Genomic DNA, 25,463 nt, shown 5'->3' on the forward strand with positions numbered 1-25,463 from the left:
GCGCCGTCTCGCGGAAACGGCGCCCTCTATCTTTTCAATTGCGGACGGGCCGCGGCGAAGTCGCCGAGTCTGACTGTTTCACCCTTTTCCCGGAATTGCTCCAACCTCATGGTCCAACACGGTCATCACCTGGCCGCGCTTCTCAGGGCTGAAGCGGATGACGATGATGATGCAGACCGCGACCACACCGGCGAAGAGCGCCAGCGCGTAGCCATAGCTGCTGCCGGGCGCTTCGGCGATACCAGCCTGATACGGACCGCCATAGGACGCAGCGAGATTGCCGGCCTGATAGATGAAGCCGGGCAAGGTCGCCCGCACCGAGCCCGGCGATAGCTCGTTGAGATGTACCGGAATGACGCCCCAGGCGCCCTGCACCGCCACCTGCATGATGAAAGCGCCGATCGCCAACATGAAGGGCGTGGTCGTGTAGGCCCAGAGCGGAATGGCCGGCAAGGCGATCAGGCAAGCGAGCGTAATGGCGTTGACGCGGCCGATCTTCTCGGACAGCGCGCCGAAGGCCAGTCCGCCGACAATGGCGCCGATGTTGGCGACGATGGTGATCCAACTCACCGTATGCGGATCAAAGCCATGCTGCTTCTTGAGGAAGGTTGGATAGAGATCCTGCGTGCCGTGGCTGAAGAAGTTGAAGAACATCATCAGCACCACTGCATAGAGCGCGATGCCCCAGTGCTTCCGCAGCGTTTCGAGCAACCCTGGCTTCACGTGCTGGCGGGCTTCGACGAAGGCTGGCGATTCCGGCACATGCGAGCGGATGAAAAGCACGATCAGCGCCGGCACGAAGCTCAGGAGGAACATGGCGCGCCAGCCGAAGGTGAATTCGCCGATCTTCTGCCCGTAGAGCAGCCCGTAGACCACCGCCGCCAGCAGGTAGCCGGCCGGATAGCCGCATTGCAGGATGCCCGAGACCAGACCGCGCGCGCTCGGCGGAATGGATTCCATGGCAAGCGAGCTGCCGAGACCCCATTCGCCGCCCATGGCGATGCCGAACAGGGCGCGCAGCGCCAGGAAAATGCCGAGATTAGGCGAAAAGGCGGCTAAAGCGCCGATCACCGAATAGCTGACGATGTTCAGCATCAGAATGGGCTTGCGGCCGTATCTGTCGGCAAGCATGCCGAAGAAGAACGCGCCGATGAAACGCGTCGCCAAGGTCAGGAACAGCGCTTTGGAGACCGCCGGCACGTCGGTCTGGAATTCCGTTGCAATATCGGTGAGCAGGAAAGTCAGAAGGAAGAAATCAAAAGCGTCGAGCGTCCAGCCGAGGAACGACGCGAGTACGGTTTTCCTCTGCTCGGTGGTGAGGTTCAAGACGGTCCTCCTTTTGCATCCCCCAAAAGCAACGATATGTTCCAGGGCGGGTAAAAGAGAACCGGACTGCTGCCGGTTTTAAGCCGGCGAGCGGTCACATTTGCGTCACCTCGAGATCGATGACCGTCAGCCCCTCGGTGCCGCCTTCGAGGGCGGCGACCAGACGGGCGCCGGCGCGCTGATGCGCTTCGTGCACCAGATAGGCGTCACGCGCGGCGGCGTCGCGGAAGTCGATGGTGAAGCCGTGGCCGAAGCCGCGCGCGAACGGCTCCGGGCTGACATTGGCGCTGAACTCCACCTTGCCCATGCCGTCGATGACGGCGCGCAAGGCTTCGAGATCGGCATGGATCGCCGCCCGCTCGGTTTCAGGAACGTCGTCGCGAAAGCGGACAAAGACGCAGTGACGGATCATTATCGGTGTCTCATGCCGCCTGGTTGCCCTTGAACACGGCCGGCGGCAGCGGCTCGCGGCCGAGGATGAGGTCGGCACCTTTTTCACCGACCATGATCGTCGGCGCATTGGTGTTGGAGGACGGCACGCGCGGCATCACCGACGCATCGCAGATCCGGAGGCCTTCGATGCCGCGCAGCCTCAGGTCCGGCGTCACCACGGCCATCGCATCATGGCCCATGCGGCAGGTGCCGACGGGGTGATGATCGGTCTTGGAGGTGCGGCAGGCATAGTCGATGAGGTCGGCATCGCTCTCTAGGTTTGGCCCGGGCAGCACCTCGCGAAGTACGTAGGGGGCAAGCGCCTTCTGCCGCATGATCTCGCGCGCCAATCTAAGGCCCTTGATCGACATGTCGCGATCATAGGGATCGGACCAGTAGTTCGGATCGATGAGCGGATGATCGGCCGGGTCGGCGTTCTTCAGCCGCACCGTGCCGCGCGAGCGCGGGCGCAGGAAGGCGGAGTTCAGCGTCACGCCAGGGTTCTTCAGTTTTTCCACGCCGGCCTCGATGCCGGAGCCGAGGCCCAGATGGAACTGGATGTCGGGGGAGGCGGCCGTCGGGTCGGCGTACCAGAAGCCGCCGGTCTCGAACAGGCTCGAGGCGACCGGCCCCTTCTTGAGCAGCAGGTACTGCAGACCGGCCCATAGGGTGCGGTGCAGCTTGGCGTAATTGTCGTAGGTGTGGTCGCCGGTGCATTCGGCGATCACGAACAGGTCGAGATGGTCCTGCATGTTGGAGCCGACGCCGGGCAGGTCGTGAACGGGCGTGACGCCGACCGATTTCAAATGGTCGGCCGGGCCGATGCCCGACTGCATCAGGAGCTTGGGCGAACCAATGGCGCCGGAGGAAACGATCACCTCGCGTTCGGCGTGCAGGATCGTCTTTTCGCCGCCAGGTCTGTCGACAATCTCGACGCCGACGGCGCGGCCCTTCTCGACGACGACGCGGGTGACCAGCACATCGGTCCTGACCGTCAGGTTCTTGCGGGCGCCGATCGGCTTCAGATAGGCGACGGAGGCGGATGAGCGCCGCGCATTCTTTTGCGTCAGCTGATAGTAGCCGACGCCCTCCTGGCTCGCGCCATTGAAGTCCGGGTTGAAGGGTATGCCCATTTCCTGGCCGGCGCGGAAATACGCCTCGCAGATCGGCAGCGGCGAGATCGGGTTGGAGACACCGAGCGGTCCCTGGTCGCCGTGAAAATCATTGGCGAAGCGCTGGTTGTTCTCGGCGCGCTTGAAATAGGGCAGCACGTCGCGATAGCCCCAGCCGGCGAGACCTTCCTCCTTCTCCCAGGCGTCGTAGTCGCGGGCGTTGCCGCGCGTGTAGATCTGGGCGTTGATCGACGAGCCGCCGCCGACCACCTTGGCTTGGGTGTACCAGAAGACGCGATCCTTCATGTGCCTCTGCGGCACGGTCGACCAGCCCCAGGAGGCGATGCCCTTCGTCATCTTGGCGAAGCCCGCCGGCATATGGATCAGCGGATGCCAGTCCTTGCCGCCGGCTTCGAGCAGCAGGACGGAATTCGACGGATCCTCGCTCAGCCGGTTGGCGAGAACGCAGCCGGCCGGACCGGCGCCAACAATGATGTAATCAGCCATTGTTCCTCACAAGCGTGGCACGGAGAGCGCGCCGTCGACATCGATGATCGATCCGGTCGAAAAGCCGAACTTTCCGGAGGCAAGCGCGGCCACGACGGCCCCGATATCGGCGGCTTCGCCCCAGCGTTTTGCCGGCACCAGGCCGCTTTCGATCAACGCGTCGTATTTGGCGGAAACGCCCGCCGTCATGTCGGTTCGGATGATGCCAGGCCGGACCTCGAACACGCCGATATTTTCCGCCGCGAGTCGCACCGCCAGGTTCTTCACCCACATGGATAGGCCGGCTTTCGAGACGCAGTAGTCGGCGCGCTCCGGCGAGGCCATGGCGGCGCTCACCGAAGTGATTGTGATGATCGATCGGGCCGCATCCGAATGGGCTGCCAGCATTGCCTTGGCGACGGCCTGGCTGAGGAAGGCCGTGCCACGCAGATTGATGCCTAATGCGCGGTCGAAATTCTCCGGCTTCAGGTCCAGCAAGTCGCCGCGCACGACGGCTCCGACGCCGGCATTGTTGACCAGGCAGTCGATGCGGCCGAAGGCGCGCGTGGCGGCACCGATCAGCGTTGCATGATCGGCAAGGTTGGCAATATCACAGCGGTGGTAGGCGAAGGCTGCACCGCGGGTCGTGATGTTCTCTATAAGGCGTTCGGTGGGGTCGTCGGCAAGGTCAGCGACAAGAATGTCGAATCCCGCATCGGCCAAAGCCTCGGCGCAAGCGAGCCCTATGCCGCGCGCGCCGCCGGTGATGATGGCTGCCGGACGGGTCATGCGGCGAGCTCCGTCTTGCGGATGTGGTCAGCCACGCGCAACGCCTGCGCCGCGATCGATAGCGCCGGGTTGACGGCGGCCGATGTCGGCAGGAAGCCGCCGTCGACGACGTAGAGGTTCTGGTGGTCCCAGGCGCGGCAGAGCGGATCGAGCGGCGAGGTGGCCGGGTCGTTGCCCATCTTCACCGTGCCGCACTGATGCGAGGGCGTGCGCTTGTCGAAGGGCCGTGACAGCACGATCGGATAGCCGCAGGCGCGAAGGTTCTCTCGCATAACCTTGGCCAGGCCTTCCAGCGACTGCATATTGGAGCGCCGCCACTGCATGACGATCTCTTTGCCGTCGACCGTGATGCGGCTTTCCGGATCGGGAAGGTCCTCGCACATCAGGTACCAGTCGACGGCATGGCCGGCCATGTAGTCGAGCGCGAATTTCGGCATCGTCTTCACATTGGCCTTGAGCATGTTGCCGTCGATCTTGCCGAGGAGTTGCACATTGCCGAGCGGCTTGCCGCCCTTGCCGTCGGACAGATAGTAGTCGTTGAGCATCAGCGTCTTCTGGTAGACGCTGTCGTTGCGACGGCGCGGGTCGATCGCCAGCATCGCGCTCGAATTGTGATTCATGAAATTGCGCCCGACCTGGTCGGAGCTGTTGGCGAGGCCCTTGCCGCCTTTCTTGCTGGTATTGGGCGACGGCGAGCGCAGCAGGATGGCGGCCGAGTTGATCGCGCCCGCCGACAGGATGACGAGCTTCGGCGACAGCGTCTTTTGCCCACCGTTCTGGGTATAGTGGATGGCGGCGATCGACTTGCCGTCCGGCGCGGTTTCGAGCCAGTCGACATGGGCCCCGGTTTCGAGCCGGATGTTCGGATCCTTCAGCGCTTCGGTCAGCGGACCGGTCTGCGCGTCGATCTTGCCCTGGCCGGTGTTGGGGAATGCGTCCCAGCCCGTCTTGCCGTCTTTCAGCCAGGCCTCGATGTCGACGCCGAGCGGCAGCGATGCCGGATGCAGTCCGAGGCTCTTCAACTCGGCGCGGGCGCGCGCGATCGGCGGCTCGTCGGGCACCGGCTTGAAGGCGTAGGGGATCGAATGGAACGGCTCGGTCGGGTCCTCGCCGAGTGAGCCGCGCACGCGAAAAAGCTGCTCGGCTTTCGAATACCAGGGCTCGAACTCGTCATAGGAAAACGGCCAGGCCGGCGAGACGCCGCCGAAATGCTCGAGCTCGGCAAAATCCTCCTTGCGGTAGCGGATCAGCACCGCGCCGAAGAACTTCGAATTGCCGCCGACATAGTAGTAGTTGCCGGGGTTGAAGGCAGCACCGCCGGCCTCGCGCCACATCTCCTTCGGCCGGTAGTGCTCGTCGACGAAGATGGAACGCGTCGAGCGCGCATGCGGTGTCGCGGGCAGCGGTTCGCCGCGCTCCAGAATCAGGATCGAGGCGCCGCTGCCGGCCAAGCCGGAGGCGATCGTGGCGCCGCCGACGCCGGAGCCGATGATGACGATATCCGGATTTTTCATAGATCTTTGTTTTGCTGCATGTCGTTGCCCCAAAACCGGACCCAATTTTGGGCGAGAGGCATCAGAGGATGCGCTTCTCGGTCGCGGGGTCGAAGAACACCGCCTTGCTGAGGTTGAAGGCTAAAGGCGTGCTGGTGCCGGGCTGGATCCTGGCATCGGCCCGCAGCCGCGCCACGACGCCCTTGCCACCCAGATTGGTCACGGCGAACGTATCCGAACCCGCCGGCTCGACCACTTCGATATGGCAGTCGGCGGTGGCAATGTTCGAACCGTTGCGCTCGGCGCCTTCCGGGTCGGTCAGCGCTTCGGGGCGCACGCCGAAGATCACCTGCTTGTCCTTGAAGGCCGCAAGACCGGTAGGTGCGCCCGGCATCGGCAGCACGATCGGTTGGCGCGCCTCGCGGTCCAGCACCACCGACAGCCCATTGCCATTGGCGTCGATCTTGGCCGGGATCAGGTTCATCGCCGGCGAGCCCATGAAGTCGGCGACGAAGATGTTGGTCGGGTTGTTGTAGATCTCGGCCGGCGTGCCGAATTGCTGCACCTCGCCGTCGCGCATCACCGCGATCTTGGTCGCCAGCGTCATCGCCTCGATCTGGTCGTGCGTGACATAGACGATGGTCGTGCCGGTCGTGGCGTGCAGGCGCTTGATCTCGATGCGCATGTCGACGCGCAGCTTGGCGTCGAGATTGGAGAGCGGCTCGTCGAACAGGAAGAGTTTCGGGTCGCGCACCAGCGCGCGGCCCATGGCGACGCGCTGGCGCTGGCCACCGGAAAGTTGGCTGGGCTTGCGGTTGAGCAGGTGGCCGATCTGCAGGACCTTGGCCACCTTGTCGATCGCCGCCTGGCGCTCGGCCGCCGGCACGCCGCGCATCTCCATGCCGAAAGCGATGTTGCCGGCAACCGTCATGTTGGGATAGAGCGCGTAGCTCTGGAACACCATGGCGATGTCGCGCTTGGAAGGATGCAGGTCGTTGATCGCGCGGCCGTCGACGCGGATCTCGCCCTCGGTGATCTGCTCCAGGCCGGCAATGGTGTTGAGCAGCGTGGACTTGCCGCAGCCGGACGGGCCGACCAGCACCAGGAAGCCGCCCTTTTCGAGCTCGACATTGATGCCCTTCAGGATCTCGACATTCCCGAAGCGCTTCTTCAGCCCATCAATTTCCAGAAAAGCCATGATCGTTCCTTCCGAAAGAGATCATCCCTTGACCGCGCCAGCCATCAGCCCGCGCACGAAATAGCGGCCGGCGACGACATAGACGATCAGGGTGGGGAGCGCGGCGATCATCGCCGCCGCCATGTTGACGTTGTACTCGACCACGCCGGTCGAGGTGTTGACGACATTGTTCAGCGCCACCGTCATCGGCATCACGTCGCCGGAGCCGGCATAGGCGGACGCGAACAGGAAGTCGTTCCAGATGTTGGTGAACTGGTAGATCACAGTCACAACGATGATCGGCAGCGAATTGGGCAGCATGATGCGCCGAAATATCTGGAAGAAGGACGCGCCGTCGACCTGTGCCGCCTTCACCAGTTCGGTCGGGAAGGCCTCGTAATAGTTGCGGAAGAACAAAGTGGTGAAGCCGAGGCCGTAGACCACATGGACGAAAACCAGGTTCACAGTTGAATTGCCGAGGCCGAAATTGAACCCCGTCGCGTTCTGCAAGCCAGCGCCGAAGCGGCCGAGGCTGCCGAGGATCGTCGCCATCGGCAACAGCACCGACTGGAACGGGATGAAGCAGGCGAACAGCATCATGGCGAAAACCATCGTGTGGCCGCGGAAACGCCATTTGGTCAGCACATAGCCGTTCAAGGCGCCGAGCAGCGTCGAGATCAGCACCGCCGGAACGACCATCTTGATGGAGTTCCAGAAGTAACCCTTCATGCCGACGCAGGTCAGGCCCGAGCAGACTTCGCTCCACGCCTTTATCCATGGCGCGAAAGTGGGCGCATGCGGCAGCGCGAGCATGTTGCCGTTCTGGATCTCGTCCATGGTCTTGAACGAGGTGACGAGCATGACGAAGAGCGGCATCAAATAGAAGATCGCGAACAGCGCGAGCAGCCCATAGATGACGATGCGGTTGAGGGTCCTGGCGCGGACGCCGCTTGCGGCCTGGCTGGCGGGTGAAGCGACAGCGCTCATCGCGACTTCTCCCTGAGCTCGGAATAAAGATACGGAACGATGATGGCGGTGATGGTCATCAGCATGATCACCGCACTTGCCGAGCCGACCGCCATCTCGTTGCGCTTGAAGGTGAACTCATACATGAAATTGGAGGGCAGCCAGGCCGAGCCGCCGGGCCCGCCGCTGGTCAGCGCCACCACCAGGTCATAGGACTTGATGGCCAGATGCGCGAGCACGATGAAGGCCGATAGGAAGACCGGCCTGAGCAGCGGGATGACGATGCGCCGGTAGAGCTGGAAGGTGGATGCGCCGTCGATCTGCGCAGCCTTCATGATCTCGCCATCGATGCCGCGAAGGCCGGCCAGGAACATTGCCATGACGAAGCCGGAAGCCTGCCAGACGCCCGCGATCACCACGGTGTAGATGACGAAATCCTTGTTCTTGATCCAGTCGAAATGGAAGCTCGTCCAGCCCCATTGATGCAGCGTCTGCTCCAGCCCGAGGCCGGGATCGAGAAACCACTTCCAGGCGACGCCGGTGACGATGAAGGAGAGCGCCATCGGGTAGAGGTAGATCGGCCTCAAGACACCTTCGCCGCGGATTTTCTGGTCGAGCAGGATGGCCAGGAACAGGCCGAGCGCAAGGCAGATTCCGATATAAAGGAAGCCGAAGATGCCCATATTGGTGATCGAGGTGTACCAGCTCGACGGCGGGTCGCTCTCGAAGGTCCAGCGCCATAGCCGCTGATAGGCGCGGGGGCCGGTGATGGCATAGGACGGGAAGGTCTTGGAATTGGTGAAGGACAGGTAGATCGTCCACAGGATGAAGCCGTAGACGAAGACGATCGTCGCCGCGAAGCTTGGCGCCAACACGATCTTCGGCAACAGGTCCTGCAGCCGCGAACGGACCGACGCGCCAGGGCGGGCGTCGTGCTCCGGTGTCAGCTTGATCCGGGTTTCGGCAACTGTGCTCATCGGCTTGTCCAGTACCGGTTTGTCACGGGACCGACCGGCGCGAACCCACGCCAGCCCGAGCAATCCCGGACCTCGCTTCGGTAGAAGACCTCCCCCGCCAGGCAGGGGAGGCTCAGTTCAAGGCACGCTTACTTGGCGTCGTCGATTGCCTTGACCAGCTCGGTCACGGCTTCGTCGGAGGTCTTGATCTGACCATGGACGAACTTCGACACGACATCCTTGTAGGCGTTGGCGACGGCCGGCGGGGCGCCGTAGCCCTGCGCCAGCGAGCCGAACAACGTGCCGCCTTCATTGGCCTTCTTCAGGTCGGCGATACCCTTCTTGCCGCAAGCGTCGAAGTCGGTGTCCGGCACGTCGGTGCGGGCCGGGACAGAACCCTTCACCACGTTGAAGGCCGACTGGAAGCTCTTCGACAGGGTGGCAGTGGCCAGAGCGACCTGGGCGGCCTTGCGGTCGTCTGGAACGTTGAACATGCCGAACATATCGGAGTTGTAGATCACCGAGCCGTCGGTGCCTGGGAAGCGATAGCACAGGAAGTCGGTGCCCGGGGCCTTGTTGGCGGCGTGGAACTCGCCCTTGGCCCAGTCGCCCATGACCTGAACCAGCGCGTCGCCCTTGATGACCATGGCGGTGGCAAGGTTCCAGTCGCGGCCCGAGAAGTTCGGGTCGACATAGGTGACCAGCTTGGCGAGGTTGTCGAACGACTTCTTCATCGTGTCGGACTTGAGCGACTCTTCATCGAGGTCGTTCATCGCCTTCTTGTAGAACTCCGCACCGCCGGTCGACAGCACGACGGAGTCGAACATGGTGGCTTCCTGCCAGTTCTGGCCGCCGAGTGCCAGCGGGGTGACGCCGGCCGCCTTGGCCTTGTCGAGCAGGGCCACGAAGTCGTCGAAGGTCTTCGGCTCGGTGCCGCCGATCTTGTCCATCACCGCCTTGTTGATCCACAGCCAGTTGACCGAGTGGACGTTGACCGGAGCCGCGACCCACTTGCCGTCATAGACGGAGAACTTCTGCAGGGCGGCCGGAACCGACTTGTCCCAGCCTTCCTTCTTGGCGGTCTCGGTCAGGTCGCCCATGACGCCGGCGGCGGCGTAGTCGAGCACGGTGTAGCCGAGCATCTGCGATGCGGTCGGATAGTTGCCTGCCGCGACCATCGCCTTCAGCGCGGTCATGGCGGCGTCGCCGCCGCCGCCGGCCACCGGCACGTCCTTCCAGGCATAGCCTTCCTTGGCCAGATCCTGCTTCAGCACGTTCAGAGCAGCCGCTTCGCCGCCCGACGTCCACCAATGCAGCATCTGCACTTCCTTGACGTCCGCGGCATGCGCCGAGAACGCAAAGCTCGTCGCAAGAGCCGTTCCGATAAGCATTTTGCGCAACATGTACTACCTCCCTTGTTGCATACACATAACCGGCGCATATCCGCCGGGGTCTCCCAACTCAGCCGACCCACCACCCGGTGCGCTGGCCGCGATGAAACTGGATGGTCTTTTCCTCGGTATAGTCCTCGACGGCGCGCTTGCCGAGTTCGCGTCCCAGACCCGACTGCTTGTAGCCGCCGAAGGGCAGTTCGGGATAACCTTCCATGAACGTGTTCACCCAAACCGTCCCCGAACGCACACCGCGCGCCACCGACATGCACGTGTCGACGCCGGCGCTCCACACCCCTGCGGACAAACCATAGGGCGTGTTGTTGGCAATGTGCAATGCCTTTTCAATCGTTTCAAAAGTGAGCACGGACAGCACCGGTCCGAACACTTCCTCGCGCGCGATCGCCATATCTTCTGTAACGTTACGGATGATGGTCGGATCGAGATATTGGCCGGCATTGGATGCAAGCCGGGCGCCACCGGTGAAAACGTTGCCGCCGTCGGTTTTCGCCGCCGTTACGTAGCCGGCTACCTTTTCCACATGATCGGCGGAGATCATCGCGCCGACCTTGGTGCGGTCGTCGAGCGGATCGCCGACGCGGACCTTTTGGGCCAGCGTCTTGACCGCGTTGAGGAAGTCGTCGGCAATCGCCTCATGCACGATCAGGCGGCTGCCGGCATTGCAGCATTCGCCGGCGTTGAAGAAGCCGCCGAACACGGCGGCGTCCGCCGCCGCTTCGAGGTCGGCGTCGGGGAAGACGATCTGGCCGTTCTTGCCGCCGAGCTCCATCGAGACTTTCTTCAGGGAATTGGAGGCGGCCGCCATGGTCATCTTGCCGACGCGGGTCGAGCCGGTGAAGGACACCATCTCGACCAGCGGATGGCTGACCATCGGCGCGCCGACATCGGCGCCAAAGCCGGCAAGGATGTTGACGACGCCGGCCGGTAATCCGGCCTCGAGCAGGATGTCGCCGAGCACGAAGGTCGAGGCCGAAGTCATCTCGCTCGGCTTCACCACCGCCGTGCAGCCGGCGGCGAGCGCGAAGGGCAGCTTCTGGCTGACGATCAGGAAAGGGAAATTCCACGGCGTGACGATCGAGACGACGCCGATCGGCTCGCGCAGCACGACGCCCAACATATCGTCGCCGAGATTGGCGTAGCTTTCGCCATGCAGCGTGCGGGCGAGCGAGGCGGCATAGCGCCAGATGTCGATCGCGCCGCCGATCTCGCCGCGCGCCTGGGCGATCGGCTTGCCGGATTCCAGCGCATCGAGGCGGGCGATCTCTTCCAGCCGAGTCTCGATCAGGTCGGCCGTCTTCAGCAGAACCGCCGCGCGTTCGGATGCTTTCATGCGCGGCCACGGGCCGGTCTCGAAAGCCTTGTGCGCCGCCTGAACCGCAGCTTCGACGTCCGCTGCGCCCGCTTGGGCATAGCGGGACACGACGAAGCCATGGCCGGGACTGGCACGCTCGATGCTGCGGCCGTCGCGGGCTTCGACATGCCTGCCGTCGATCAGGAGCTTGTAGGCCCTCGGCGCCTGGGACGCCTCGGCCGGCATGGCAATATTGAGCGGTGCGTTCATCGTTTCTTCTCTAGGATCTCGAAAAGGCTGGCTTCTGCTTGGCCTTGAAGGCGCTGACGCCGGCCTTGAGGTCGTCTGTCAGCGCGATGAAGCCACTGGCCAGCGCCTCGGTCGCGGCGGCGTCTTCCTCGCCCTCGGCAACGCCGATCATCAGCTTGGCGGCCTCGGTCGCAAGCGGGCCGCGCTCGGCGATCTTCTCGGCCCAGCCCTTGGCTTCATCGAAAGCCTTACCGGTTTCGACGACACGGTCGACGATGCCGTGCGCCAGCGCGTCAGCCGCCAGGAAAATCTCGCCGCCAATCGCTATCCGGCGCACGATCTGTGCACCGAAGCGGCGCACGGCGCGCTGTGTGCCCGACCAGCCCGGCACCACGCCGATTGAGGTTTCCGGAAAACCGAGCTTGACCTGGGTTTCGGCGACGCGGAAATCGCAAGCGGCGGCCAGTTCCAGCCCGCCGCCCAGCGCGTGGCCGGAGAGCACCGCGATGGTCGGTTGCCGGAGCCGCGCCAGCCGGTCGAAGACACGGTGGCCGTAGCGCACCCATTGTACCTGGAAGTCGGCGGCACTCATCGCCCGCCAGGCCTCGACGTCGCCGCCGGCGCAAAAGCCCTTCCCTTCGCCACGGATGAGCACGGCGCGAACGCCCTCGGCCAGTTCCGCCTCGTCAAGCGCCGTTTCGAGCGCACGCAGCATCGGGATGTCGAGCGCGTTGAATTTATCCGGCCGCCGCAGCGTGACGATGCCGATGGCGCCGTCCTGTTCGAAGGTGACGAGGCGCTCAGCCATGGGCGACTCCAATTGATGCACCGCCATTCAGCGACAGGCCGATCAGGCGGTCATGATAGAGCGCCGCTGGTGTGACCTTGAGGTCGTTGGCGACGGCGAGCGGGATCTCAGCCTGCGACAGCACATCGCGTTCAAGGTCGATGCCGGGCGTGAGTTCCGTCACCATCAGGCCGTTTGGCGTCAGCTTCATCACGCAACGTTCGGTGACATAGGTGATGTCCTGGCCTTGGGCGACCGCGCGCTTGCCGGAGAAGGAGATGTGCTCGACCTCGTTGACCACCTTCTTGACCTTGCCTTCGGCGTCGATGCGGATGCCGCCATCGGCCAGCGACAGTTTGGCGCCGGCGTTGAAGAAGCCGGAGAACACGATCTTCTTCGCCCGCGCGGTGATGTCGACGAAGCCGCCGGCGCCGGCGGTGACATGCGGCCGGGCCGAAAGCTTCGAGACGTTGACCGAGCCGTGGCGGTCGATCTGCAGGAAAGACAGGAGCGAGGCGTCGAAGCCGCCGGCCTGGAAATAGATGAACTGGTGCGGCGAGGGCATGATCGCCTCGGCATTGGAGGCGCAGCCGAACTTGAAGTCGAGCAGCGGCACGCCGCCGACCGCGCCCTGCTCGATCACCCAGGTGACCTTGCCGTGCTGGCCTTCCTCGAGAAGGATGCGCGGGACGTTGGCCGAGATGCCGAAGCCGATGTTGACGGCCATGCCGTCGCGCAATTCCATGGCGACGCGGCGCGCGATCACCTTCTGCACGTTCATCTCGGCATTGCGGAAGCTCGACAGCGGCCGGAAGATTTCGCCCGAGATCGCCGGGTCGTAAGGCGTCAGCGTCGTCTGCAACTGGTCGGGCGCCACCACGATGTGGTCGACCAGCACGCCGGGCACGCGCACGTCATGCGGCTTCAGCGTGCCGTTTTCGACGACGCGCTTGACCTGCGCAATGACGATGCCGCCGTTGTTGCGGGCCGCCAGCGCCTGCTCCAGCCCGCCGAGATAAGCGCCCTCATGCTCGTAGGTGAGGTTGCCGCGCTCGTCGGCCGTGGTGGCGCGAATGATCGAGATGTTGGGAACGATGGCGCGGAAATAGAGCCATTCCTCGCCGTCGAACTGCTCAACCGAGACGATCGGCTCGCTGGCTGCCGCATTCATGGCGCAGCCCTGGTGACGCGGATCGGCGAACGTGTCGAGGCCGACCTTGGTCAGCACGCCGGGGCGCTTGGCGGCGGCCTCGCGATGCATGTCGAACAGGATGCCGGATGGCACGTTGTAGGCGGCGACGGAATTGTCGCCGATCATCTTCCAGATATGCGGCGGCTCGGCGGAGGAGGGGCCGGACGGATAGGAGCCGCAAAGCGTGCGCTTCAACAGACCCGGCTTGGCGAGATGGTCGATGCCCTTGATGCCGTACATGTCGCCGGCGGCGATCGGGTGCAGCGTGGTGATCGACTTCGGATGGCCCTCCGTGTCGAAACGCTCGCCGATCGCGGCAAGCACCGCGTCCGGGCAGCCAAGGCCGCTCGACGACGACACCGAGACGACCATGCCGTCCTTGATCAGGCTGGCGGCGTGGGCCGCCGAGACGAGCTTGCTCACGCGAGGCTCCCGAGTTGCGGGTCGATAGCGACGGTCTTGCCGGTCTTCGCCGACTGCAAAGCCGCTTCGGCCGAGGCCAGCGACCAGATGCCGTCCTCGCCGGTGGCCGAAGGCTGGCCTTTGTCCCGGATCGCGGCATGGAACTGGCGCAGCGAGCGGGCGTAGAGGTCCTCGCGGTCGAAGCTCAATTCTTCCTCGCCCTTGGCCGTGCGCAGCAGCACCGAGCCGACCGGCTTCTGCGTCATCACATTGGTGGCGATCAGCGAGCCTTCCGAGCCATGCACCTCGAAGCCGGTGCCGGCGAATTTTGTCGTGAAGCCTTCATGCGACTGCGCGATGACGCCCGACTTGAAGCGCCAGATGCACATGGCGCCGTCCTCGAGGCCGCCGCCGGCCATGCCCGCCGACTGCGTGAAGGCCGAAATCTCGACAGGATCGTCGCCGAGCACGAAGCGCAGCGTGTCGGCATCATGCACGGTGATGTCGAGCACCACACCGCCGCCGGCCTCGGGCTTGGTGATGCGCCAGCCCTGCAGGTTTTCCGGCAGGTAGACGGAATGGAAGACGCGCGCCGCGACCGGCTTGCCGATACGACCGGCGGCAATCGCCTCGCGCATGGCGCGATGGGCGCCGGCATTGCGCAAATGGTGGTTGGTGCCGAAGACGATGCCGGCGGCCTTGGCTGCCGCAACCATCTTGCGGGCATCGGCGCTGGTCAGCGCCAGCGGCTTTTCGCACAGCACATGCTTGCCGGCCTTGATTGCGGCAAGACCCTGCTCGAGATGCAGTTCGTTGGTGGTCGAGATGTAGACGGCGTCGATGTCGGCGTCGAGCAGCGCGTCGAGGGTCGAGACGGCGGCCGGAATGCCGTTCTCGCCGGCATAGGTCTCGGCGCGCTCGGGATTCGAGCTCATCACGGCGGCGACCTCGCCATCGGCCTGCGCGCGGATGGCATCGATCATGAACTGTCTGGCGATCGTGCTGGCGCCGATCAATCCCCATCGCACGCTCATGCCGCGTCTCCCACCTGGCTGTTGCGGTCCGGGCCGCTGCTTTCCCGCACGACCAGGCTGACGGCGCCGATATGGTCCTCGGCGCGCGTGGTGCGCGACTGGATCATTTTCAGCATGACGTGAGCGGCGCGCTCGCCGAGACCCGCTGTGTCGACGGCGACGCTGGTCAGCGCCGGACTGTAGTGCTCGGCCTCGGCGACGTCGTCGAAGCCGACGACGGCAAAGTCCGTCCCCGCCTCGAGACCTCGTTTGCGCAATGCCAGCATGACGCCGAAGGCAACCGCATCGTTGAAGCAAAGTGCGGCTGTCGCTGGCTGCGCTGCGGCAAGCGCTGTCTCCAGGCAAGCCATGCCGCCCTTGCGGCTGGTTTCGCCTTCGACGATCAGCCGGTCAGAGGCCGGAATGCCAAGCGTTTCGCAGGCTTCGAGGAAACCGCCCAGTCGCTCGTGATAGACGACGAGATCGGGCGATCCGCCGAAGAATGCCAGGCGGCGATGGCCCTTGCGGATCAGATGCTCGGTGGCAAGTACAGCGCCGCGATGATTGTCGGGCGCGATCACCGGGATGCGGCTTTCGGGCAGCCGGCGCATGGTAAAGACGATCGGCACGCCGGCCGTTTCGATGCGGCGGAAGGCGCCCGGCGTGGTGCCGCGCGCCGGCGAGACGATCAGCCCGGCCACACCCTGCTCCATCAGCGACTTCAGCACCTCTTCCTGGCGCACCGGGTTTTCCGCGGTGTTGGCGATGAAGGGGACGACGCCCGCCGCCTGGAAAACGCGCTCCATGCCGACGGCAAGCTCGGCGAAAAAGGGATTGGTGAGATCGTTGATCACCATGCCGATGACGTTGGAGTGGGCCTTGCGCAGATTGGCGGCGCCGCGGTTGTAGACATAGCCGACATCCTCGATCGCCTTGCGCACCTTGGTCGCGGTTTCAGGCCGGATCAGCCCGCTGCCCTGCAGCACGAGCGACACCGTCGATTTGGACACGCCGGCCTCGCGGGCGATGTCCAGGATCGTCGCCTTGGCCCGGCTGGCCATCCTCGTCCCGTCCTCCGTGTTTTCGATCGAATTTATTGGAACGTTCTAATCATCGTTCGAAATCAGAGTCAATTGCGATTCCGATGAGATTCAAAAAATTGATTGGAGCGGTTCAATATCTCAAGGAATGCAAGGATTGTTCTAGGGACACCGATGCTCTACCGGACTGGGTGCCTTGAATCATAAAGGTTCTTGATTTATTGGAACGTTCCATTTATAGCGACCGCAACGGGAGAGTTCCATGGACATCATCTTGCCTGCGGCAAATGGCGACCGGGTCAGCTACCGGCTCGTCGGCAAACCGGTCGAACCGAGCATGGGCGCGCGGTTTTCACGCATCGCCTATGCCGCCGCCCACGTCGTTGCCGACCCCATCGCCATGGCCAATCCATGGTCGCGGCCAGCAGTCGACTGGGACAGGACGATGGCGTTTCGCCATCATCTGTGGCGGCTCGGCTTCCGCATCGCCGAGGCCATGGACACGTCCCAGCGCGGCATGGGTTTCGACTGGGCGAGCGCGAAGGAGCTGATCCGCCGCTCGATCGCGGAGGCTAAAACGGTGGCGGGCGCCGACCTCGCCTCGGGGGCGGGGACCGATCATCTGGCGCCGACGGCGGCCAAAACGGTCGACGACGTCATCCGCGCCTATGAAGAACAATTCGCCTTCATCGAAGGCGAGGGCGGCAAGGCGATCATGATGGCGAGCCGCGCGCTGGCGGCGATCGCCAAGGGGCCTGACGATTATGCCCGCGTCTACGACCGCATGCTCTCCCAGGCGTCGGGCAAGGTCATCCTGCACTGGCTGGGCGACATGTTCGATCCGGCGCTCAAGGGTTATTGGGGCAGCAACGACTTCGACGCCGCGCTTGACACGGTCGTCGCCATCATCGGGCGGCACGCCGACAAGGTCGAGGGCATAAAGATATCGCTGCTCGATGCCGAGAAGGAAGTGCTGCTGCGCGGCCGCCTGCCCGGCGGGGTGGTGATGTTCACCGGCGACGATTTCAATTATCCGGAACTGATCGCCGGCGACGGCAGCCGGCATTCGCACGCGCTGCTCGGCATTTTCGACGCCATCGCACCCGTGGCAAATGCCGCGCTGGCGAAGCTGGCAGAAGGCGACAAGGCCGGCTACGACGCGCTGATGGTGCCGACCGTGCCGCTGTCGCGCAAGATCTTCGAGGCGCCGACCGAATACTACAAGGCCGGCATCGTCTTCATGGCCTGGCTGAACGGGCACCAGAACCATTTCACCATGATCGGCGGCATGCAGTCGGCGCGCGGCATATGCCATTACGCCGACGTCTTTCGGCTCTCCGACCAGGCCGGCCTGCTGGCAGACCCAGAGCTTGCCGTCGCCAGGATGAAGACCCTGCTGGCGATGGCGGGCATCTGAGCCCATCCCCCGCGCGGGGGATTTGCGTTCCGCCGGTAAATCGTATTCGCTTGCCGAAATAGGCGGGGACGAATATGGCAATGGCGGACAAAGTCGCCCTGGCAGACAAAGTTGCCCTGGCAGACAGGGTCGCCCTTATCACCGGCGTTACCGGGCAGGACGGGGCTTATCTGGCCGAACTGCTGCTCGGCAAGGGCTACACCGTCCACGGCGTCAAACGCCGGTCGTCCTCTTTCAACACCGAGCGCGTCAACGACATCTATGTCGATCCGCATGAGAGCGGGGCGCGCTTTTTCCTGCATCATGGCGATCTGACCGACGCGACCAATCTGATCCGCCTCGTGCAGGAGACGAAGCCCAGCGAAATCTACAATCTCGGCGCGGAAAGCCACGTCCAGGTGAGCTTCGAGACGCCGGAATACACGGCCGATGCCGATGCGCTGGGGACATTGAGGCTTCTGGAGGCGATCCGCATTCTCGGCCTGGAGAAATCGGTGCGCTTCTATCAGGCTTCGACCTCGGAGCTTTATGGCGAGGCGGCCGAGGTTCCGCAAAGCGAGAGCACGCCGTTCCGGCCGCGCTCGCCCTACGCGGCGGCCAAGCTCTATGCCTACTGGATCACGGTCAACTACCGCCAGGCCTATGGCATGTTCGCCGCCAACGGCATCCTGTTCAACCACGAGAGTCCGACGCGCGGTGAAACCTTCGTCACCCGCAAGATCACGCGTGCCGTCGCCGCGATCCATCACGGGCTGCAGGACACGCTCTATCTCGGCAATATCGATGCGTGTCGCGACTGGGGCCATGCGCGCGACTATGTCGAGGGCATGTGGCGCATCCTGCAGCATGACGAGCCGGACGATTTCGTGCCTGCGACCGGCCAGGCGCATTCGGTGCGCGAATTCGTGGAACTCGCCTTCGCCGAGGCCGGACGCATCATTCGCTGGCAGGGCAGCGGCGCCGATGAAGTCGGCATCGATGCTGCCCCCGGCGCCGCGCTGGTGCGGATCGATCCGCGCTACTTCCGGCCCACCGAGGTGGACACGCTGGTCGGCGACGCCGCCAAGGCAAGGAGCCTCTTGGGCTGGTCGCACACCGTCGGCTTCAAGGATCTGGCGGCGGAAATGGGTCCGCGCCGACCTGGCGCGCGTCGGCAGCGCAAGACGTAACGGTCGTTCCACCTAGAGGTTGCGTTATGGACAAGAGCTTCGATCTAGAAGGAAAGCGAATTTTCGTAGCCGGCCATCGCGGGATGGTCGGCTCGGCGCTGGTGCGCCGCCTGGCGGGCGAGAATTGCGAGATCGTGACGGTGGCGCGCAGCGAACTCGACCTTCTCGACCAGGCCGGCGTGCGCCGCTGGATGGAGGACCGGCGGCCGGACGCGGTAATCATGGCGGCCGCCAAGGTCGGCGGCATCCTGGCCAATGACAGCTTCCCGGTGGATTTTCTCTACGAAAACCTCGTCGTGCAGACCAACGTCATCGAGGCCGCCTTCCGCAGCGGGGTGCAGAAGCTCCTGTTCCTGGGCTCGTCCTGCATCTATCCGAAGCTTGCGCCGCAGCCGATCCCGGAAGACGCGCTGCTTACCGGCCCGCTCGAACCCACCAACGAATGGTATGCCGTCGCCAAGATCGCCGGATTGAAACTTTGCCAGGCCTACCGACGGCAATATGGCGTCAACTACATCTCGGCCATGCCGACCAACCTCTACGGCCCGGGCGACAATTTCGACCTCGACAGCAGCCATGTCGTGCCGGCGCTGATGCGCAAGGCGCATGAGGCGAAGCTCACCGGTCAAAAGACCCTGCAGGTGTGGGGGTCGGGCCGGCCGATGCGGGAATTCCTGCATGTCGACGACGCGGCCGACGCCTTTGTCTGGCTTTTGAAGAATTATTCCGGCGATGGCCACGTCAATGTCGGGAGCGGAGAGGACGTCACTATCGCCGAGCTTGCCGGCACCGTCGTATCGGTCGTCGGCGCCGGCGCCGCCATCGTGTTCGATCCGACGAAGCCGGACGGCACGCCGCGCAAGCTGATGGATGTCTCGCGCCTTTTCGCGACCGGCTGGCGTCCGAAATACGCGCTGCGCGATGGGCTGAAGGAGACCTATGCGTGGTTCCTCGAACATATCGAGAAGGGCGATATCCGTCTTGGCGCGGCATGACCCAGCCTCGACCGTGATCGCCGCCACCAGGACCGACGGTTTGGGTGGCCGCCTTCTGGCTATGGTCAACGCGAAGTCCCTCGCCGACACGCTTGGCTATCGCTTCGGCTTTGCCTGGGGGCCGATGCATGACGACAGATTTCACTCGGTCGAGAAGGTCGACAAGATATTCTCCGCCGATTTCATCGACAGACACTGGCTGGGGGAGAGGGTCGAACCCTCGGGTTTCGATGTCCTCGAGGAGATAGCCTTTACGCGTGCCAGTCTCGATGCCGCGGCGGGACGGCAAAGTTTCCGCGGCTGGATCTGCAACGAGTTTGAGATACTGGATTTTTTTCAGGGCCGACCCGAACTCGTCCGACGATCGGAGACATTGCGGGGTTTTGGTTTTTCCCAGGCCGTGAACCAGGCGCTCGATGCCGCCGACAAGCGTCCCTTTCCAGGGCCGATCGCCGCTTTGCACCTTCGCAGCGGCGACATCGTCCGCGGCAAGTATCGCTTCATGCTGGATTTCAGCGACAAGGTCGTGGCCTCGACCTTGGTCAAGGCCGTCGCGTCGGAGCTGTCGTCGAAAGGCCTGACAACCTTGCTGATCGGTCAAGATCGCGCGACGCTTGAATATCTGCGGTCGGAAACCGGAGCATTGCTGAGCGACGATCTGGGATCGGCGGAATTCGGGGATGAGACGCTCAAGGCATTCTTCGAAATGAGGCTGATGGCGCGGTGCCGGACAATCTATGCAGGCAGCAGCGTCTATGCGTCGATCGCATCGACGATGGGCGATGTCGCTCTCGTCCACCCGAAAACCTTGTTCGACGGTTCGAGAGCCGCGGAAATGATTCTGGCCGAACTGAGCCGCCATCAGACAGACTACCACCCGCTCGAAGCGGCCTTCGGCTATCAAAGCGCATTTCTAGATCTCGAAGATCAAATCAGCCCCGAGCGGGCAAGAGACATCCTCGAAAAGGCTCACACGCTGGATCCGCAGAACGACGTCTATCCGCTCAAAATCGCGGCGGCGTTCTTTCGCGAGCGCGACTATCGGTCAGGCGAAGCCGTTTTGAAGGCCCTCATGACGGGACAATTCGAAGCCTCTCCGGCAATGCCAGTGCGAGCGGTTGGCGTGCTGGTCTGCCGGACATGGCGTGGCGATGTCATGTCGAAAGATTTCGAAGCTTTCTTCGCGGCCGCCGCAGAGGGGCATCCTTACGCCGCGGCGTGCTCGGCGCATATCCTCCATGAAGCGTTCGGGAAGGTGAAGCCGGCGCTGCGGATGATTGCGAGGTCGCTGGAGGCGGAACCGGCCAATGCCTTGTTCAAGAGGATCAAACGGCACATACGGCCATTGACGACGCCTCGGTCCGGTCTTCTGGCGAAAGCGCGGCTGCGGCTCTGGAAGGCCGGGGTCCGAATATAGGCGACTGCCGCCATGCCCCTATCTCGAGTTCGTCACCGGCCATTTGTTGCACATCAACGGCGGCGCGCTCATGGTGTAGGCCTGCAATCATCAGGGAGCGCTTCAGCGTGAAGGGATACTGGCTCATCGTCGCAACAGAGATTTCGGACCAGGAGGCTCAGGCCGAATATGGCCGGCTGTGGAAGCCTATCGGCGAAAAGTACCAGGCGCGGACCAACACGACAAAACAGCCGCCTCTGCTCGTTGAGGCGCGCGATGCCGGCCGCATGATCCTGGTGGAATTTCCGTCCCTGGAGATCGCCAAAGCCTGCTATGCCGACCCGGCCTATGAGGAAGCCAAGCGCTTCGCGCTCAAGGCGTCGAACCGTATGCTCGTGATGTTCGAAGGGGATCTCGGGTAATCGCTATCTGCGGCGCCGCCAGACAGCCACGCGCAGGATTCTGTACTCGCCGGATGCCCAAGTTATTGGAAGGATGGTGGGCGTGACAAGGATTGAACTTGTGACCCCTGCAATGTCAATGCAGTGCTCTCCCGCTGAGCTACACGCCCATCCGAAGCCGCGCATACACCACTTTTGATCCGGCGCGTCAATAGCGGGAATGTGGAAAGACGGCTTCCGTTTGTCGCATCGGCGCAGCATGCGCCAACGCTTCCCTAAAGACGGCTCAGGCCGCCTGCAGCATCTTCTCGACCTCGTTGACGAGATCGCGCAGATGGAAGGGCTTCGACAGCACCTTGGCGTCCTTGGGCGCCTTGGAATCGGGATTGAGCGCGACCGCGGCAAAGCCGGTGATGAACATCACCTTGAGGTCCGGATCGATCTCGGTGGCGCGGCGGGCAAGCTCGATGCCATCCATCTCCGGCATGACGATGTCGGTCAGGAGCAGCGAAAAAGGTTCCTCGCGCAGCCGCTCATAGGCGCTGGCGCCATTGTCGAAATCGCTTACCTGGTAGCCGGCGCGTTCCAGCGCCTTGACGAGGAAGCGGCGCATATCGTCATCGTCTTCCGCCAGCAGAATGCGTGCCATCATGTCCCGTCCGAATCACCCGCCCCAAGCCTGCCGCCGGGCAAGGCCGTTAACCATCCTGTATATGAGGTGGAGCCGGTAAACATCAAGTGAATGAAGGGCATCCGACATCCGGCTCGAGGCGCGGTTTCACTGCCTGAAATGCTGGACATGCCGGGCGCAAGGTGGCAATTTCATGCCATGATGCAGTGCTGTTTCCTGGTTCGTACAAATTGAAGACGGCAGCCGAGGATTTTTCGGTCGTTCCACCCTTCGAAATCCGATCGGGCGCCGAACAGCGCGTGCCTTTCCTGTTCAACTCACCGCATAGCGGCCGCCACTATCCGGAGCGCTTCCTGGCCATGGCGCGGCTCGACCGCAACGCCATTCGCCGGTCGGAGGACTGCTACGTCGAGGAGCTTTTCGGCGGCGCCGTGGCGCTCGGCGCGCCGTTGCTGGCCGCCAATTTTCCGCGTGCCTATCTCGACGTCAACCGCGAGCCCTGGGAACTCGATCCGCGCATGTTCGCGGAGCCGGTGCCGTCCTTCTGCAACATCCGCTCGGCGCGTGTCGCCGGCGGGCTGGGCACGGTGCCGAAACTGGTCGGCGAGGGGCTCGATATCTATCCCGGCCGGCTGCCGCTGGCCGAGGCGGTGGGACGCGTCGAAGCGGTGTACAAGCCCTATCACGAGACGCTTAAGCGGCTCCTGACCAGGACGCATGCCAGGTTCGGCTATGCCGTGCTGATCGATTGCCATTCGATGCCGGCCAGCATTCGCGTCGGCGACAATGGTGTGCGGCCCGACTTCATCATCGGCGACCGGTTCGGCATTTCGGCATCGCCGGCGCTCACCGAGATGGCCATCAGCCTGCTGGTCGACATGGGCTACACGGTCGCGCACAACAAGCCCTATGCCGGAGGCTTCATCACCGAGCATTACGGCAGGCCGGCAAGGCATCTGCATGCGCTGCAGATCGAGGTCAATCGCGGGCTTTACATGGACGAGCGGACGTTCCAGAAATCGGCCGGCTTCGACGCTTTGGCCTGCGACCTCACCCGCTTCTCGGCCGACCTGATGTCGATGCCCGATCATCATTTCGTCGATTTGCCGCTGGCGGCGGAATGACGGCGCGGTCGGCGCGCCGAGTTCTTATAAACGCAATTCCGGACGGAAAACCGCTTCGCACTTTTCCCGGAATTGCTCGAAAAAAAGACCGCATCGTTTTCACGACACGGTCGAAGTCTAGGGAGGAAACGCCCAAGGAGGGCATGGACAGGAAAACCTGTCCGATGACAAAATTATTGTGCGCCGCACAAATGTCAATCGACAGCGGGCTTTTTTAATTCAATATGATGTGGAAATTCCGCTTCGGCGGCTCAGATGTGACATTCGGGCAACAGAAAACGGGCATCTGGCCGGTCTTCAGCGCGCCTGTTCCGCGAGAAAGCGCGGCCGGCAAGGGCCGCGATTGGGGAGAGCGACTTTGGATATCAGCACCGATTTCATGCGGCGCATCGCGCATGCCGCCGCCGCCGAAACCTTGCCGCGCTTCCGCAGCCAGGGCGCGGTCACCAACAAGCTTGCGGGAAGCTTCGATCCGGTAACGGAGGCCGATCGCGAGGCCGAACGCGCGATCCGGGCGCTGATTTCGTCCGAATATCCCGAGCACGGCATCCTTGGCGAGGAGCATGGCAGCCAGAACCTCGCCAGCCGGCATGTCTGGGTGATCGACCCGATCGACGGCACCCGCGCCTTCATTTCCGGCGTCCCGGTGTGGGGAACGCTGGTCGGGCTGACCGTCGATGGCGACGCGATCGCGGGCGTGATGTCGCAACCTTTCACCGGCGAGCTGTTCTACGCCAACGCTTCCGGCTCGCACTACGAGGGACCGGGCGGCCCGCGCAGGCTCGCGACCCGCAAGACGACCGACCTTGCGCAAGCGACGCTGTTCACGACCACGCCGGCCCTGTTCAAGGGCGATGCGCGCAAGCGCTACGACCAGTTCGAGACAAAGGTGCAACTCGCCCGCTACGGCACCGACTGCTACGCCTTCGCCATGCTGGCCGCGGGCTGCGTCGACATTGTCGCCGATCCGGGCTTGAAGCCCTACGACATCGTGGCGCTGATCCCGATCATCGAGAAGGCCGGCGGCGTCATCACCACTTTCGAAGGCGGAGCGGCGGAAAAGGGCGGCGACATACTGGCGGCCGCGACGCCGGAACTGCATGCGGCGGCGATGGCGGCGCTGCGCGGCTGATGCGCTCGGCGGCAAGGGCTGGTCGCCGCAAGATTTCGATCGCGCTCAGGGAGCGTCGCCGGTGCCCGGAATGAAGGCGTCGAAAGCGGCCAGGAGCTGCTCGCGGTAGATGTCCTTCTCCTGCAGGATTTCGTGCTCGGCGCCGTCGATCATCAACAGCGAGCCGACGCGCAGTTTCCTGGCATAGGCTTCCACCGCCCTGGTCGAGACCACCCGGTCGGCGCCGGCGGCGACGATCAGCATCGGCACCTTCACCCTTGCCATGAAATCGGGATCGCTGACGGCTTCCGCGGCGGCAGCGGCGGCCTTCAGCCAGCGGATCGTCGGGCCGCCGAGCGCGAGCTGCGGCCAGGCCTCGTAGATCCCGACATTGCGCCGGTAGCGCTCGGGATCCGAGGTCACCTTGTTCATTTCGAAAGGCGGCGGCACTTTCGGCCGCGGACCGAGCGCGGCATAGAGCCAGCCGAGACCCAGCGCGCAGAAGACCGCGCAGACGCGCCGCACCGTGCTTATCGAAACCGGTAGGTCGGGCACGGCGAGGAAGGGCGTCAGCAGCACCATGCGGCGCACGCGGTTGACCATCGATGGCGAGGCAAGCAGCGCAATCACCGCGCCCGTGGAGTGGGCGAGGATGTAATAGGGGCCGCGGCAGTCGGGCAGTACGATCTCCTCGAAGAATTGCTCGAGGTCGCGCGTATAGTCGCGAAAGCTGCGGACATAGCCGCGCTGGCGGTCGCGCAGCAGGCGGCTGGAATCGCCCTGGCCGCGCCAGTCGAGGACAGCGACGCTGAAGCCGCGATCGGCGAGATCGCGAATAGTCTCGAAATATTTCTCGATGCATTCGTTGCGCCCCGTCAGCAGAACCACCGTGCCCTGCAGCGGGCGGCTGACAGCGGCAAAGACGCCGTAGCGGATCTTCTTGCCGTCGCGCGTGGTGAAGAAGCCGCCCACGGCATTCCGCGGCGCGGGATTGTCTTCGGTGCGATGGAAAAGATCCGTCATTCGGCGCGTCGATGGTTGCTCTTTTGCCCGGACGGGCGAGGCGTCGGCATGGTGATAGACGGCCAGGCGGCAA

The 25,463-nt window shown here is 63.8% G+C and carries 23 protein-coding genes and 1 tRNA gene; 7 read left to right on the plus strand and 17 right to left on the minus strand.

The features are described 5' to 3' along the window. Positions 1-78: 78 nt before the first annotated feature. The 14 genes from FJ957_RS00405 to FJ957_RS00470 form a co-directional block, all read right to left on the minus strand. Positions 79-1,326 carry an MFS transporter gene (locus FJ957_RS00405; protein WP_140827311.1) on the minus strand — a complete coding sequence of 416 codons (1,248 nt, stop codon included), beginning with the start codon at positions 1,324-1,326 and terminating at the stop codon, positions 79-81. A gap of 94 nt (positions 1,327-1,420) precedes the next feature. Beyond that, positions 1,421-1,738 carry a Dabb family protein gene (locus tag FJ957_RS00410; protein ID WP_140827313.1) on the minus strand — a complete coding sequence of 106 codons (318 nt, stop codon included), beginning with the start codon at positions 1,736-1,738 and terminating at the stop codon, positions 1,421-1,423. Positions 1,739-1,748: 10 nt separating this feature from the next. Next, the gene (locus tag FJ957_RS00415; protein WP_140827315.1) at positions 1,749-3,377 is read right to left on the minus strand and encodes a GMC family oxidoreductase N-terminal domain-containing protein; all 1,629 of its coding nucleotides are present in this window, start codon (positions 3,375-3,377) and stop codon (positions 1,749-1,751) included. Between the two features lie 6 nt (positions 3,378-3,383). Continuing rightward, positions 3,384-4,145, minus strand: coding sequence for a 3-ketoacyl-ACP reductase (locus FJ957_RS00420; protein ID WP_140827318.1), 762 nt, complete (start codon positions 4,143-4,145; stop codon positions 3,384-3,386). After that, positions 4,142-5,659 (minus strand): GMC family oxidoreductase, encoded by a 1,518-nt coding sequence (locus FJ957_RS00425; RefSeq protein WP_140827320.1) that lies wholly within the window; start codon positions 5,657-5,659, stop codon positions 4,142-4,144. The genes FJ957_RS00420 and FJ957_RS00425 overlap by 4 nt, the downstream gene beginning before the upstream one ends. A 61-nt stretch (positions 5,660-5,720) precedes the next feature. Continuing rightward, the gene (locus tag FJ957_RS00430) at positions 5,721-6,836 is read right to left on the minus strand and encodes an ABC transporter ATP-binding protein (protein WP_140827322.1); all 1,116 of its coding nucleotides are present in this window, start codon (positions 6,834-6,836) and stop codon (positions 5,721-5,723) included. 21 nt (positions 6,837-6,857) lie between these two features. Continuing rightward, a complete protein-coding gene (locus FJ957_RS00435; RefSeq protein ID WP_140827324.1) occupies positions 6,858-7,802 on the minus strand; it encodes a carbohydrate ABC transporter permease in 945 nt (314 codons plus the stop codon). Next, positions 7,799-8,758, minus strand: a complete 960-nt coding sequence (locus FJ957_RS00440; RefSeq protein ID WP_140827326.1) for a sugar ABC transporter permease — start codon at positions 8,756-8,758, stop codon at positions 7,799-7,801. The genes FJ957_RS00435 and FJ957_RS00440 overlap by 4 nt, the downstream gene beginning before the upstream one ends. Positions 8,759-8,886: 128 nt before the next feature. After that, positions 8,887-10,140, minus strand: coding sequence for an ABC transporter substrate-binding protein (locus FJ957_RS00445; protein WP_140827330.1), 1,254 nt, complete (start codon positions 10,138-10,140; stop codon positions 8,887-8,889). A gap of 58 nt (positions 10,141-10,198) precedes the next feature. Next, entirely contained in the window at positions 10,199-11,710 is a 1,512-nt protein-coding gene (locus tag FJ957_RS00450; protein WP_140827333.1) for an aldehyde dehydrogenase family protein, read from the minus strand. A 10-nt stretch (positions 11,711-11,720) separates the two neighbouring features. After that, positions 11,721-12,497, minus strand: coding sequence for an enoyl-CoA hydratase/isomerase family protein (locus FJ957_RS00455; protein ID WP_140827335.1), 777 nt, complete (start codon positions 12,495-12,497; stop codon positions 11,721-11,723). Beyond that, on the minus strand, positions 12,490-14,091 hold the full coding sequence (locus FJ957_RS00460) for an acyl CoA:acetate/3-ketoacid CoA transferase (protein WP_140827337.1): 1,602 nt from the start codon (positions 14,089-14,091) through the stop codon (positions 12,490-12,492). The genes FJ957_RS00455 and FJ957_RS00460 overlap by 8 nt, the downstream gene beginning before the upstream one ends. Then, entirely contained in the window at positions 14,088-15,104 is a 1,017-nt protein-coding gene (locus tag FJ957_RS00465) for a Gfo/Idh/MocA family oxidoreductase (RefSeq protein ID WP_140827339.1), read from the minus strand. Before FJ957_RS00465 ends, FJ957_RS00460 begins: the two co-directional genes overlap by 4 nt. Next, a complete protein-coding gene (locus FJ957_RS00470; protein ID WP_140827342.1) occupies positions 15,101-16,144 on the minus strand; it encodes a LacI family DNA-binding transcriptional regulator in 1,044 nt (347 codons plus the stop codon). The genes FJ957_RS00465 and FJ957_RS00470 overlap by 4 nt, the downstream gene beginning before the upstream one ends. A gap of 241 nt (positions 16,145-16,385) precedes the next feature. On the opposite strand from FJ957_RS00470, the gene FJ957_RS00475 reads away from it, so the two are divergent. From FJ957_RS00475 to FJ957_RS00495, 5 genes are all read left to right on the plus strand, one after another. Further along, complete coding sequence (locus FJ957_RS00475) at positions 16,386-17,540, plus strand: dihydrodipicolinate synthase family protein (protein WP_140827346.1); 1,155 nt, start codon at positions 16,386-16,388, stop codon at positions 17,538-17,540. Positions 17,541-17,620: 80 nt separating this feature from the next. Then, on the plus strand, positions 17,621-18,709 hold the full coding sequence (gene gmd, locus FJ957_RS00480) for a GDP-mannose 4,6-dehydratase (protein WP_140827347.1): 1,089 nt from the start codon (positions 17,621-17,623) through the stop codon (positions 18,707-18,709). 26 nt (positions 18,710-18,735) lie between these two features. Next, a complete protein-coding gene (locus FJ957_RS00485) occupies positions 18,736-19,704 on the plus strand; it encodes a GDP-L-fucose synthase (protein WP_140827349.1) in 969 nt (322 codons plus the stop codon). Next, positions 19,691-21,121, plus strand: coding sequence for a hypothetical protein (locus FJ957_RS00490; protein ID WP_246685741.1), 1,431 nt, complete (start codon positions 19,691-19,693; stop codon positions 21,119-21,121). Before FJ957_RS00485 ends, FJ957_RS00490 begins: the two co-directional genes overlap by 14 nt. Positions 21,122-21,228: 107 nt before the next feature. Beyond that, positions 21,229-21,522, plus strand: coding sequence for a DUF1330 domain-containing protein (locus FJ957_RS00495; protein ID WP_140827350.1), 294 nt, complete (start codon positions 21,229-21,231; stop codon positions 21,520-21,522). A gap of 74 nt (positions 21,523-21,596) precedes the next feature. Here FJ957_RS00495 and FJ957_RS00500 read toward each other — a convergent pair. Further along, positions 21,597-21,671 (minus strand) — tRNA-Val (locus FJ957_RS00500). A 116-nt stretch (positions 21,672-21,787) separates the two neighbouring features. Next, positions 21,788-22,150, minus strand: a complete 363-nt coding sequence (locus FJ957_RS00505) for a response regulator (RefSeq protein WP_006199474.1) — start codon at positions 22,148-22,150, stop codon at positions 21,788-21,790. Between the two features lie 164 nt (positions 22,151-22,314). Here FJ957_RS00505 and FJ957_RS00510 point away from each other — a divergent pair, with 164 nt between their 5' ends. Next, entirely contained in the window at positions 22,315-23,256 is a 942-nt protein-coding gene (locus tag FJ957_RS00510; RefSeq protein ID WP_140673697.1) for an N-formylglutamate amidohydrolase, read from the plus strand. Between the two features lie 358 nt (positions 23,257-23,614). Then, complete coding sequence (gene hisN, locus FJ957_RS00515) at positions 23,615-24,388, plus strand: histidinol-phosphatase (protein WP_140827352.1); 774 nt, start codon at positions 23,615-23,617, stop codon at positions 24,386-24,388. Positions 24,389-24,433: 45 nt separating this feature from the next. On the opposite strand, the gene FJ957_RS00520 is transcribed toward hisN, so the two are convergent. Beyond that, positions 24,434-25,390, minus strand: a complete 957-nt coding sequence (locus FJ957_RS00520; protein WP_140827354.1) for an alpha/beta hydrolase — start codon at positions 25,388-25,390, stop codon at positions 24,434-24,436. Positions 25,391-25,463 lie beyond the last annotated feature (73 nt).

The organism is Mesorhizobium sp. B2-4-6, from assembly GCF_006442775.1.
GTDB lineage: Bacteria > Pseudomonadota > Alphaproteobacteria > Rhizobiales > Rhizobiaceae > Mesorhizobium.

What these genes read in the sequence shown, in the direction of transcription:
- FJ957_RS00410 (WP_140827313.1), bottom strand. Translation starts at nt 1,738, where the DNA reads ATGATCCGTCACTGCGTCTTTGTCCGCTTTCGCGACGACGTTCCTGAA.
- FJ957_RS00415 (WP_140827315.1), bottom strand. Translation starts at nt 3,377, where the DNA reads ATGGCTGATTACATCATTGTTGGCGCCGGTCCGGCCGGCTGCGTTCTC.
- FJ957_RS00420 (WP_140827318.1), bottom strand. Translation starts at nt 4,145, where the DNA reads ATGACCCGTCCGGCAGCCATCATCACCGGCGGCGCGCGCGGCATAGGG.
- FJ957_RS00425 (WP_140827320.1), bottom strand. Translation starts at nt 5,659, where the DNA reads ATGAAAAATCCGGATATCGTCATCATCGGCTCCGGCGTCGGCGGCGCC.
- FJ957_RS00430 (WP_140827322.1), bottom strand. Translation starts at nt 6,836, where the DNA reads ATGGCTTTTCTGGAAATTGATGGGCTGAAGAAGCGCTTCGGGAATGTC.
- FJ957_RS00435 (WP_140827324.1), bottom strand. Translation starts at nt 7,802, where the DNA reads ATGAGCGCTGTCGCTTCACCCGCCAGCCAGGCCGCAAGCGGCGTCCGC.
- FJ957_RS00440 (WP_140827326.1), bottom strand. Translation starts at nt 8,758, where the DNA reads ATGAGCACAGTTGCCGAAACCCGGATCAAGCTGACACCGGAGCACGAC.
- FJ957_RS00445 (WP_140827330.1), bottom strand. Translation starts at nt 10,140, where the DNA reads ATGTTGCGCAAAATGCTTATCGGAACGGCTCTTGCGACGAGCTTTGCG.
- FJ957_RS00450 (WP_140827333.1), bottom strand. Translation starts at nt 11,710, where the DNA reads ATGAACGCACCGCTCAATATTGCCATGCCGGCCGAGGCGTCCCAGGCG.
- FJ957_RS00455 (WP_140827335.1), bottom strand. Translation starts at nt 12,497, where the DNA reads ATGGCTGAGCGCCTCGTCACCTTCGAACAGGACGGCGCCATCGGCATC.
- FJ957_RS00465 (WP_140827339.1), bottom strand. Translation starts at nt 15,104, where the DNA reads ATGAGCGTGCGATGGGGATTGATCGGCGCCAGCACGATCGCCAGACAG.
- FJ957_RS00470 (WP_140827342.1), bottom strand. Translation starts at nt 16,144, where the DNA reads ATGGCCAGCCGGGCCAAGGCGACGATCCTGGACATCGCCCGCGAGGCC.
- FJ957_RS00475 (WP_140827346.1), top strand. Translation starts at nt 16,386, where the DNA reads ATGGACATCATCTTGCCTGCGGCAAATGGCGACCGGGTCAGCTACCGG.
- gmd (WP_140827347.1), top strand. Translation starts at nt 17,621, where the DNA reads ATGGCGGACAAAGTCGCCCTGGCAGACAAAGTTGCCCTGGCAGACAGG.
- FJ957_RS00485 (WP_140827349.1), top strand. Translation starts at nt 18,736, where the DNA reads ATGGACAAGAGCTTCGATCTAGAAGGAAAGCGAATTTTCGTAGCCGGC.
- FJ957_RS00505 (WP_006199474.1), bottom strand. Translation starts at nt 22,150, where the DNA reads ATGGCACGCATTCTGCTGGCGGAAGACGATGACGATATGCGCCGCTTC.
- FJ957_RS00520 (WP_140827354.1), bottom strand. Translation starts at nt 25,390, where the DNA reads ATGACGGATCTTTTCCATCGCACCGAAGACAATCCCGCGCCGCGGAAT.